Source organism: Nonomuraea sp. H19, assembly GCF_052068215.1.
Classification (GTDB): domain Bacteria; phylum Actinomycetota; class Actinomycetes; order Streptosporangiales; family Streptosporangiaceae; genus Nonomuraea.
Genome location: NZ_JBQHCV010000001.1, coordinates 703991 through 714514 on the forward strand (window position 1 = coordinate 703991; position 10524 = coordinate 714514).

Annotated in this window: 8 protein-coding genes; 7 read left to right on the forward strand and 1 reads right to left on the reverse strand. The window is 70.1% G+C overall.

Going from position 1 to position 10524, the window contains the following annotated elements:
• Positions 1-352: 352 nt before the first annotated feature.
• Positions 353-568 (reverse strand): hypothetical protein, encoded by a 216-nt coding sequence (locus ACTMTI_RS03240; RefSeq protein ID WP_441118070.1) that lies wholly within the window; start codon positions 566-568, stop codon positions 353-355.
• A gap of 380 nt (positions 569-948) precedes the next feature.
• On the opposite strand from ACTMTI_RS03240, the gene ACTMTI_RS03245 reads away from it, so the two are divergent.
• The 7 genes from ACTMTI_RS03245 to ACTMTI_RS03275 all read left to right on the forward strand — a co-directional run bounded on the left by ACTMTI_RS03245 (position 949) and on the right by ACTMTI_RS03275 (position 10524).
• Positions 949-1287, forward strand: a complete 339-nt coding sequence (locus ACTMTI_RS03245) for a hydroxyisourate hydrolase (RefSeq protein ID WP_441118071.1) — start codon at positions 949-951, stop codon at positions 1285-1287.
• 30 nt (positions 1288-1317) lie between these two features.
• Positions 1318-3060 carry a 2-isopropylmalate synthase gene (locus tag ACTMTI_RS03250; RefSeq protein WP_441118072.1) on the forward strand — a complete coding sequence of 581 codons (1743 nt, stop codon included), beginning with the start codon at positions 1318-1320 and terminating at the stop codon, positions 3058-3060.
• Positions 3061-3260: 200 nt separating this feature from the next.
• On the forward strand, positions 3261-6035 hold the full coding sequence (locus ACTMTI_RS03255) for a helix-turn-helix transcriptional regulator (RefSeq protein ID WP_441118073.1): 2775 nt from the start codon (positions 3261-3263) through the stop codon (positions 6033-6035).
• Positions 6036-6132: 97 nt separating this feature from the next.
• Positions 6133-6336 carry an acyl-CoA carboxylase subunit epsilon gene (locus ACTMTI_RS03260; protein WP_441118074.1) on the forward strand — a complete coding sequence of 68 codons (204 nt, stop codon included), beginning with the start codon at positions 6133-6135 and terminating at the stop codon, positions 6334-6336.
• Between the two features lie 130 nt (positions 6337-6466).
• Positions 6467-7456, forward strand: a complete 990-nt coding sequence (locus tag ACTMTI_RS03265; RefSeq protein ID WP_441118075.1) for a DUF1702 family protein — start codon at positions 6467-6469, stop codon at positions 7454-7456.
• 159 nt (positions 7457-7615) lie between these two features.
• Positions 7616-8584: a DUF1702 family protein gene (locus ACTMTI_RS03270; protein WP_441118076.1), complete on the forward strand. Its 969-nt coding sequence runs from the start codon at positions 7616-7618 to the stop codon at positions 8582-8584.
• Complete coding sequence (locus ACTMTI_RS03275; RefSeq protein ID WP_441118077.1) at positions 8581-10524, forward strand: CRTAC1 family protein; 1944 nt, start codon at positions 8581-8583, stop codon at positions 10522-10524. Before ACTMTI_RS03270 ends, ACTMTI_RS03275 begins: the two co-directional genes overlap by 4 nt.

A 10524-nucleotide genomic window follows, 5' to 3' on the forward strand; every position in this document is an offset into this window, starting at 1 on the left:
GATGCCTCCACCCAATGGCGAACCTCACGCCCCTGGCTGAACGAAGCAGGCCGGCATTAGGCAGGCACCGTAATTGAGATTATGGCTCCTAAGTGCCTGGTGGGATGCTTCCGATAACAAGATCGGTATGCATCCTGATGATGTCTCCCCCGAGAGAAGTTCGACCGATTTGGGGTTTAGACTACAGTGTTGGTAGATCCACGGCCACTCTGTATTCTCTGTGCCCGCCGAATGATTCTTAGCGCGCGCGCCCCAGCATGTGACGGCCAATAAGAACCCCGTATAACGCGAAACGGCCGGGACCAGTGGTCGCCGGCCGCTTCGCCAGGTGTTCCGTCTAGCCAAGTGGTCATCAGCCCCAGGGCTCGGCGTCGGCGGGCGCGACGCCCCACGGCTCGGCGTCGGCGGGTGCGGCGCCCCAGGGCTCGGCGTCGGCCGACGTGGGCACGGGGGAGGCGGTCGCCGCCAGCGCGGCCGGGCTCGCCGCCACGAGGGTGCCCGCGGCGGCGGCCGCGACGATGATCGACATGCGGATCCTGCCGGCGTTCCTGGCGATGATCGAGCCCATGGTGCCTACCTCCGGGTGGATGTCGCGGCGGTGTCTTCGCCGCTCGCCACAGACGCTCACACCGGCCGCCATCGGCCCCATATCGGCGCGCTTCCGGCGCGCCATCGAAGCAGGTCAATGGCCGTTGCGGGCCGAGCCTCCCGAGGAAATCCAGCACTCTCGGATAAGCCGCGGCGCGATCCCGCCGTGCCGCGATATCCGGCCGATAGCGAGCCGAAGCCGCGGGGATAGCGAGCCGAAGGTGCGGGGATAGCGGGCCGCGACAATCTTTGACGCGAGCCCGGGTGGCGCGAGTATGCGGCGGGTCACTCGGGTGGCCAACACCACGGGTGGGGCAACCCGGAAGAACAGCGATGGAACTTCTGAACAGGTGGCGTTAGATGGGCCTTGACGTACAGGCGTTGGACAGCGTCTACGGTCGGCCGGCCGCCAGCGTGGACGTGCGTCTGGACCGTGCCGACAACGGCCAGTGGGTGGTCGACGCCCGGGCGGTGACGGATCACGAGGGGCGCGTCAAGGAGTGGCGCGGTCACAAGCTCGACCGCGGCCTGTACCGCATCGTGTTCGGAAGTGATCGCTACTTCGTCGGTCTGGGTCTCAGCGCCGCCTATCCGGAGATCGTCGTCGTGTTCCGCATGATTGACGAAGCCTGCACCTATCAAATTCAGGTTCTGCTCTCGCCGCACTCCTATTCGGCCTATTTCGGCTCGTTCAACTGAGGGTGGTTCGCGAGCAGTGAGGGATCCGCGATGAAGATCAATCGCTATGCCGCATTTCCGAAGATCTCGCTCGACGACCGCCGCTGGCCCGCGGCCACGATCAACGCCGCGCCGCGCTGGCTCTCGACCGACCTGCGCGACGGCAACCAGGCGCTGGCCAGGCCGATGAGCCCGGAGCGCAAGCTGGCCATGTTCGAACTCCTGGTGAGCATGGGATACCAGGAGATCGAGGTGGGCTTCCCGTCGGCCAGCCAGGACGACTACGACTTCGTCCGCCTCCTCGTCGAGGAGGAGCGCATCCCCGACGGCGTGCGCATCACGGCGCTCGTGCCGGCGCGCGAGGAACTGATCGAGCGCACCATGGAGAGCCTGCGCGGGGCGTCCACGGCGACCCTGCACCTCTACCACGCCACCTCGCCGGCGGTCCGGCGGCTGGTGTTCGGGATGGACCGCGAGCAGTGCCGGGATCTCGCCGTCCACGGGACCCGTACGGTCATGGCGTACGCGGACAAGCTCATCCCCGACTGCGACCTGGCCTTCCAGTATTCTCCGGAGCACTTCAACGACACCGAGCTGGACTTCTCGCTGGAGATCTGCGAGGCGGTCATGGACGTGTGGGAGCCCGGACCGGACCGGCCGATCATCCTCAACTTCCCCACGACGGTCGAGCGCTCGACGCCGAACGTCTTCGCCGACCAGATCGAGTGGATGCACCGCAACCTGTCCAGGCGCGAGCATGTCTGCCTGTCGGTGCACCCCCACAACGACCGGGGCACCGGAGTGGCGTCGGCGGAGCTGGCCCTGCTCGCCGGCGCCGAGCGGATCGAGGGCTGCCTGTTCGGGAACGGGGAGCGGGCTGGCAACGTGTGCCTGGTCACGCTCGGGATGAACCTCTACACGCAGGGCATCGAGCCGGGCATCGACTTCTCGGACCTGGACCGGGTCCGCCGGATCGTGGAGAGCTGCACCGGCATCCCGGTGCCCCCGCGTCACCCGTACGGCGGCGACCTGGTCTACACCGCGTTCTCCGGCACGCACCAGGACGCGATCAAGAAGGGCATCGACGCGATGGAGCAGGAGGCCGCGCGGGCCGGGCTGCCGCCGTCGGAGCTCCCGTGGAGCGTGCCGTACCTGCCCGTCGATCCCAAGGACGTGGGGCGGACCTACGAGACGATCGTGCGCATCAACAGCCAGTCGGGCAAGGGCGGCCTGGCCTACGTGATGAGCGCCAGGCACGGGCTCACGCTGCCCCGGCCGCTGCAGATCGACTTCGCCCAGGTGGTGCAGGCGCTGGCGGAGGCCGAGGGCGGCGAGATCCGGCCGGAGCGGATCCGGGAGGTCTTCGAGGCCACGTACGCCGTCGCGCAGGGTGCGCCGGCGGCGGAAGGCGCCGTCGCCGAGCTGTACATCGACGGCCCGGAGTACGACGCCGGCCCCGCCTGGGCCGGCACGCTGAGGACGTTGCGCTCGGCCCTCGCCGTCAAGGGCTTCGACGTACGCGCGGTGCACCACATGGGCGGCCTGGCCGGCGGCCGCGAGGAGGTGGCCGTCTACGCCCAGTGCAGGCTCGGCGGCCGGACGGCGTGGGGCGCCGGGATCCGGGGCGACATCACGAGCGCCGCGCTGGAGGCCGTCGGGTCGGCCGTCGCCAGGACGTGGTCGGCTCCGGCGGCGGTGCCCGAGCCCGGCCGGGTGCGCCCGCCGGCCGAGTCCGAATGCCGTCGTCAGCGCCAGGTTCCCGCCCGGGCACGGCGGATGATAGCCGGACGATAAGGAAGCGATGGTCCCCCGGCATAGCGTTCGAACCAAGCCGATGAGGGACCGGAACCCGAGGTGAGGATCATGAGGCGAACCCAGGCGAGGAAGCGGAGACCACGCGCTCGTGGCGGCTTCCGGTACTGGCTCGACCTGCGGACACCGTCGGGCCGAGTCCTGCCGATCTGACAGCGGCGGCAACTCGAGAGGAGACGGCCGTGGGACTGATCGAACGACAGGAGGAGCTGGCTGCTCTGGAGTCGCTCCTTGCCAACGCGGTGCTGAGCAGGGGCAGGATCGCCCTGGTCAGCGGGGCTGTCGCGACGGGAAAGAGCTCGCTGCTGCGCTCCGTGGCCGAGCAGGCCATCGAGCTCGGCGCGCTGGCGGTCTCGGCGACCGCCTCGCTCATGGAGCGGGACCTGCCGCTGGGCGTGCTGCGCCAGCTCGTTCAGGACGCGCCGCTCGTGGAGACCGACCGTGAGCGGGCGATGGCGCTGCTCGAGGAGGGCACGCAGGCCGCGAGCGTGGTCGGCTCTGATGCCGACCAGCTCATCGACGCGCAGGTCGTCCACTCACTGTGCACGGTCCTGCTGGACCTGTCCGAGCGGTGCCCGCTGGTGATCGTCGTCGACGACGTCCACCATGCCGACCGCGCCTCGCTCCTCTGCCTGGCCTACCTCGCCCGGCGGGCCAGGAACGCCAGAATCGTGGCCGTGTTCGCCCACTCGGACCGGATGCGGTGCGCCGACGCCTACTTCGAGACGGACCTGCTGCGGCAGCCCCACTGCCGCCGGCTGCAGCTTTCACCCCTGTCGCCCGAGGGCGTCGAGGAGCTGATGGCCGAGCGGCTGGACGAGGAGGCGGCCGGGCGATTCGCCAAGGAGTGGTACGCGCTCAGCGGCGGCAACCCCCTCCTGGCCGGTGCCTTGGTCGACGACTACAGGGAGTTCCTGCGCGCCGTGGGCGAGCCGCCCGTCGAGCCCGTCGCCGGCGACCAGTTCGGCCAGGCCGTGCTGTCCTGCCTGCAGCGCGGCCACCCGCAGACCATGCAGGTGGCGCGCGGGCTGGCGGTGCTCGGCGAGACCGACGGTCTCGACCGGCTGCTCGACATCCCGCTGATCGACATCAGCAGGGAACTGCTCTCGCTCAGCGCGGCTGGACTGGTCGCCGGCCGCGACTTCCGCCACCAGGCCATCTGCCGCGCCGTCCTGGCGGGGACGGACCCGCAAGAGCGGATGGACCTGCACCGCAAGGCGGCCAAGGTGACCCACGACGCGGGCATGACGCCCTGCGTGGTCGCCGACCACCTCCTGCAGGCCTCCAAGCTGGAGGACCCCTGGGTGCTGCCCACCCTGGAAGAGGCGGCCATGAACGCGCTGCGCGGCGGCCAGGTCGAGTCCGCGGTCGCCTACCTGCGGCTGGCCTGGCGGGAGTGCACCGACGAGCAGCACCGCCTGAAGATCACGACGATGCTCGTACGGGCGGAATGGCGGATCAACCCCGCCGCGCCCGCCGGGCACCTGGCCGAGCTCGCCGAGGCGGTGAACCGGGGCAGTCTGCACGGCGGGGACATCATCGTGCTGGCGCGCGCCCTGCTGTGGCACGGGCGCTTCGACGACGCCCGCGACGTGCTGGAGCAGCTCAGCGACGAGCGCGAGAGCGTCGATCACGAGACGCTGGCCGAGATGGTCGTCGCCCAGCTCTGGCTGCGCGTCACCTACCCGCCGCTGCTGGCCGGCGCCCCACGCCCGACCGGCCGGCGCGCGTTGGCCGGCATGGTGTCCGTGGCCGTCAACCGGCGGGTGGAGGCCACGCTCGCCCTGGCCGAGGTCCTCACCCGCGGTCCGCGCGAGGAGAGCTTGAACGCCGTGGAGCGCATCCTGGAGGACTCCCATCTCGACGAGATGTCGATGGACACCGTGGAGAACGCGTTGCTCGCCCTCACCTACGCGGGCCGCTTCGACTGCGCGGTCCCGGCGTGCGACATGTTCAGCGCCGAGGCGATGTCCAGGCAGGCCCCCAGCAGGCAGGCCAGGCTCGCGGCGATCCGCGCCGAGATCGCGATCCGGCAGGGCGACATGCCCGCCGCCGCCCACCACGCCCGCATCGCGCTCGACACCATCCCGATGAGCAGCTGGGGCGTCGCCATCGGCGGGCCGCTGAGCAGCCTCATCATCGCGCTGACGGCGATGGGCAAGTACGACGCGGTCCGCGAGTACTTAGACCGTCCCGTGCCGGAGACCATGTTCCAGACCCGGTACGGCCTGCACTACCTGTACGCCCGCGGGCGGTACAGCCTGGCGAACGAGTACTTCGCGCTGGCACTGCGCGACTTCCAGCGCTGCGGCGAGCTGATGGTCACCTGGAATCTCGACACGCCCGGCCTGATTCCGTGGCGCGCCGACGCGGGCGAGGCGTGCCTGCGCATGGGGCACCTCGAGGAGGCCAGGGAGCTCATCGAGACCCAGCTCGGCCTCTGCGGCGCCGACAGCCGCAGGGGCAAGGGCATCGCGCTGCGGCTGCAGGCCGCCGTCTCCGAGCCGGCGCGCCGCCCGGCGCTGCTGCGGCAGGCGACCGAGTACCTGCAGATGGCCGGTGACAGGTACGAGCTGGCCAGGGCGCTGTTCGACCTCGTCGAGGCGTACGACGCGCTCGGCGAGTACCGCCGGGCCCGGACGATCGCGGGCCGCGCCCAGGCCGCGGCGCGTGAGTGCCGGGCGGAGCCGATGATCAGCGCGCTGAGCCGGGCCGACGACCCGAGCGTCGTGCCGGCCCCGCTGCCGAGTGAGCTGATCGGCGTGCTGAGCGACGCCGAGCGGCGGGTGGCCGCGCTGGCGGCGGCGGGTTACGCCAATCGGGAGATCGCGGCGCGGCTCTACATCACGCTCAGCACGGTCGAGCAGCACCTCACCCGCACCTACCGCAAGCTGAACATCAGCCGGCGGGTCGACCTGCCCCTGGTCGTGGAGTTCGACGACCAGGTCGAGCACTGAGGGGGGCCTGCCGGACGGCAGGCCCGCCGCGGGTGGGCATCCACGGAGTTGCGCGCGCTCGCCGGCCGGATCCACGGTCGGAAGCGGGAGGTGCGCCATGGAACTGACCGTGGTCCGGGGGAACGCGACCCCCGAAGAGCTGGAGGCCGTCGTACGGGCCCTCACCATGCGCATGAGGGAGACCAGGGCCCGTGAGGACGAGCCGCCGTCCTGGGCGGACCCGTGCAGACTGGCGCGCGGGCCGAGCCGGGGCCGGTGGCCGCTCCAGGGCGACTGGCGGCTCAGCGGCTGGGCCGGCTGACTTCATCCGCATTTGTGCTATTCGTGGCCATTTTGGCCCACCACCGCAATCTGCGAAAAGCCCGCTCCTGTCACCGAACGCATCCTGATGAGGGTGCCCGACCCCGTCGGTTGGTGAGGAGAGGTCCACGATGTCGACATTGATCGGTTCGCTCCGCAGGCTGGTGCTCGCACCGTCCCTGAGTGAGGTGACCTTCCAGGGACGCGGCTTCCCCGTCATCCCGTCCGCGGAGACGGAGCGCCTGGAGGCGATCCCGCAGGCCGTCGTCTGCGGCTTCGAATGGGGCATTGACGCGCGCGACCAGTGGGAGGTGGAGCGCAGGCTCGCCATGGTGCGGGCCGACCTGCGCGGCTTCGCCTACGAGGGCGTGACCATGGCCTTCACGGTGCTCGACGCCATGGGCGGCGGCCGCCGCAGCCGCACGCGTGAGCTGCTGCTCGGCCCCGGGCAGCCGCACATCTTCCTCGCCTACATCGGCATCGGCTTCGCCATGGCCCGCCTGCCCAGGGTCCTGTGGAAGAAGGTGCTGCCCGATCTGACCGGCTCGCCGTACCACCCCGTGATGAGCTGGCTCGCGGTCGACGGCTACGGCTTCGACCTGGCCTACTTCCACACCCGGCGGTACGTCGACGAGCAGCGGGTGCCCGCGCCGTACCCGTGGCGGGGCGCGCCGGACTACTTCCCGCAGGCCGTGGACCAGGGCGTCGGCCGCGCGCTGTGGTTCATCCACGGAGGGCGGGTGCCGGACGTCGCCGCCGCCGTGCGGCGCTTCGCCCCCCAGCGGCAGGCGGACCTGTGGAGCGGCGTCGGCCTGGCCGCCACGTTCGCGGGCGGCTGCGGGAACGACGAGCTGGCCGCGCTGCGCGACGAGGCCGGGGAGCACCGGGACGAACTCGCACAGGGCTCGGTGTTCGCGGTCAAGGCCCGCCACTACTCCGGCCACGTGCCCGCACACAGCGAGGCCGCCGGAAACGTGCTCACCGGGCTGTCCGTCGCCGGCGCGGTCGCGCTCGCCGACGATACCGCGGTCGCGTCCGGCGCCTCCGGCCGCGTCCCGGATTACGAGCTGTGGCGTCGGCGGGTGCGCCTGCATTTCGCCGCGGAAAACGCGCCCCACTGACCCGCTGAATCGCTCGTATTTACCCAGGTAATTGTCGGCGGTCACTTCGCTGCTGCCCGAATTCGCCCTTTCTGGTGAGCACAACCGGAGTTGTACGGGCATTCGACGTCATGTGTCAATGGAAGAGAATATCTGCTGGTTGAGCGGTGAAGGGTTGATATGGCCGGCCTGCTGCGATCGCTGAGAAAGCGAATACTTACCCCGAATATCGCGGAGACGAAGCTTGCCGTCCGCGGTTTCCATGTGAAGGACGAGGCTGCCCGGGAGTTGCTGGAGACAATTGGTGAGATATTCCTCACCGGTTACGGGTACGCCGTCGAGTCGCGCACTCCCGCCGAAGCGGAAGAGCGGCTGGAACAGATCCCGGAGCGGTTCCGCGGATTCGCCTACGAAGGCGCGGGAATGGGATTCGCCGTCCTGGACTGCGCCACCTTCGGCGACCTGCGCAGGGTGAGGGGCTCACTCACCGGCGGCGGCGAGCGCCACAACTACATGATCTACGTCGGGATCGGGTGGGCCATGGCCAGACTGCCCAGATTCCTGTGGCCGAAGAGCGCCCTGTTCGACCCGCTGCTGCTCTGGCTCGTGCACGACGGCTACGGTTTCCACCAGGCCTACTTCCACACCGAGCGGTACGTCCACCAGCAGGTGCGGGAGACCCGTTTCCCCTGGCCCGCCGGCCAGGAGGCCTACGCGCAACGAGCCATCGACCAGGGCATCGGCCGCGCCCTGTGGTTCGTCGGCGGGACCGACGTCGAGCGGGTCGTCGCGCTGATCGAGAGCTTCCCCGCGCAGCGCCGCGCCGACCTGTACGCGGGCACCGGCCTGGCCGCCACCTACGCGGGCGGCGCCACCGACGAAGAACTGCGGGAGCTGCGTCACCAGGCCGGCGTCCACTACCCCCAGCTCGCCCAGGGCAGCGCTTTCGCCGCCGAGGCCAGGGTCCGGGCCGGGCTCCTCGTGCCGCACACCCGTCAGGCCACCCAGATCATCTGCGGCACCACGGCGGAGCACGCCGCCGAGATCAGCATCCAGACCCGCCCAGAGCCGTCCCTACCGGGCGGCTACGAGATCTGGCGGCAGCGCATAGCCGACACATTCGTCTCCCTAGGAGGTGTTACCCCGTGACCACGGTAGCCACCTGGCTGCGCAGGCAACAGGCGGGAGTCGTCGCCCTCGTGGTGATGGCCGCCCTGTTCGTGATAGGCCGCCCGTCCTTCGCTTCCGACGAGGCCAAGGCCGAGCTGGCGAGCGCGTACTCGTTCAAGCCGCTGAGCATCGCGCTGCCGGCGGACTACCCGCAGCAGACCATCCGCAAGGTGAACCAGCGCTACAAGCACATCGACGCCTGGATCTCCTCCGTCGGGGCCGGGATCGCGATGAACGACCTCGACATGGACGGTCTGTCGAACGACCTGTGCGTCACCGACCCCCGCATCGACCAGATCGTGGTGACCCCCACCCCGGGGGAGCGCTCCGACAGGTACCGGCCGTTCGCGCTGAACCCCGGGACGCTGCCGATGAACGAGGCCATCGCCCCCATGGGCTGCCTCGCCGGTGACTTCAACGAGGACGGCCGCAACGACATCCTCACCTACTTCTGGGGCCGCACCCCGATCGTCTACCTGGCCAAGGCCGGCGCCACGGCGCTGGCCGCCGACGCGTACGTGCCCACCGAGCTGGTGCCGGGCAAGGGCGGCGGCACCTACACCGGTCCGCAGTGGAACAGCAACACCGCCACCACCGCGGACTTCGACGGCGACGGCCACCTCGACATCTTCATCGGCAACTACTTCCCGCACGGCCCCGTGCTGAACGACAAGGTCAACGGCGGCGTCGAGATGAACGACTCGATGTCCCACGCGGTCAACGGCGGCGAGAACTACTTCTTCCGCTGGACCGGCGTCACCGCCGGAGCCCCGTCGGCGCCCACGTTCGACAAGCTCGACACCGTCCTGCCCACCGACGTCTCCAAGGGCTGGGAACTGGGCGCCAGTACCGCCGACATGGACGGTGACCAGCGTCCCGAGCTGTTCCTCAACAACGACTTCGGCCCCGACCGGCTGCTGTACAACCGGTCCACGCCAGGGCGGATCACGTTCTCGCTGGTCGAGGGCGTCCGCTCGCCGTGGGTGCCCAAGTCCAAGACGCTCGGGTACGACTCCTTCAAGGGCATGGGCTCCGACTTCGGCGACCTGAACGGCGACGGCCTCTACGACACCTTCGTCAGCAACATCACCACCTCGTTCGGCATCCAGGAGAGCAACTTCGCCTTCTTCAACACCGCGAAGGACAAGGCCGACCTCCGGGCCCAGCTCGACGACGGCGTGGCGCCCTTCGACGACCGCAGCGCGCAGACCCGCACCGCATGGACCGGCTGGGGCTGGGACGTCAAGATCGACGACTTCGACAACAGCGGCGTCCCCGCCATCGTCCAGGCGACCGGGTTCGTCAAGGGCGACGTGAACCGCTGGCCGCAGCTCCAGGAGCTGGCCACGGCCAACGACGGCGTGCTGCGCAACCCGCACTCCTGGCCCGTGGTCAACGCCGGCGCCGACATCGCGGGCAGCCAGACGCTCGCCTTCTTCGTCAAGGAGGAGAACGGCGCCTACGCCGACGTGGCCCCTCAGCTCGGCCTGGCCGTACCCGTACCGACCAGGGGGATCGCGACCGGTGACGCAGACGGCGACGGGCTGCTCGACCTCGCGGTCGCCCGGCAGTGGGACGCGCCGATCTTCTACCAGAACCAGAGCAAGCCGGCCGGATCGGCCATCACGCTCCAGCTCACCCACGAGACCGCCACCGGTGCGCAGGGCTCCCCGGCCGTCGGCGCCGAGGCGACGGTGACCGCCGGCGGGCGCACCGTGATCGGGCGCGTGGACGGCGGCAGCGGACACTCCGGCCGGCGCAGCCACGAGGTGCACCTCGGCCTCGGCAAGAACGTGATCGGACCGGTGACGGTCCACCTGCGGTGGCGCGACCGCACGGGACAGGTGCGCGAGCAGGATCTTCAGCTCTCTCCGGGCAGGCACGCCATCCAGCTCGGCTCGCAAGCGAAGGAGAAGTGA

Bases quoted from the DNA above. Each gene is read 5' to 3' on its own strand.
- ACTMTI_RS03240 (WP_441118070.1), bottom strand. From the start codon at position 568: ATGGGCTCGATCATCGCCAGGAACGCCGGCAGGATCCGCATGTCGATC.
- ACTMTI_RS03245 (WP_441118071.1), top strand. From the start codon at position 949: ATGGGCCTTGACGTACAGGCGTTGGACAGCGTCTACGGTCGGCCGGCC.
- ACTMTI_RS03250 (WP_441118072.1), top strand. From the start codon at position 1,318: ATGAAGATCAATCGCTATGCCGCATTTCCGAAGATCTCGCTCGACGAC.
- ACTMTI_RS03260 (WP_441118074.1), top strand. From the start codon at position 6,133: ATGGAACTGACCGTGGTCCGGGGGAACGCGACCCCCGAAGAGCTGGAG.
- ACTMTI_RS03265 (WP_441118075.1), top strand. From the start codon at position 6,467: ATGTCGACATTGATCGGTTCGCTCCGCAGGCTGGTGCTCGCACCGTCC.
- ACTMTI_RS03270 (WP_441118076.1), top strand. From the start codon at position 7,616: ATGGCCGGCCTGCTGCGATCGCTGAGAAAGCGAATACTTACCCCGAAT.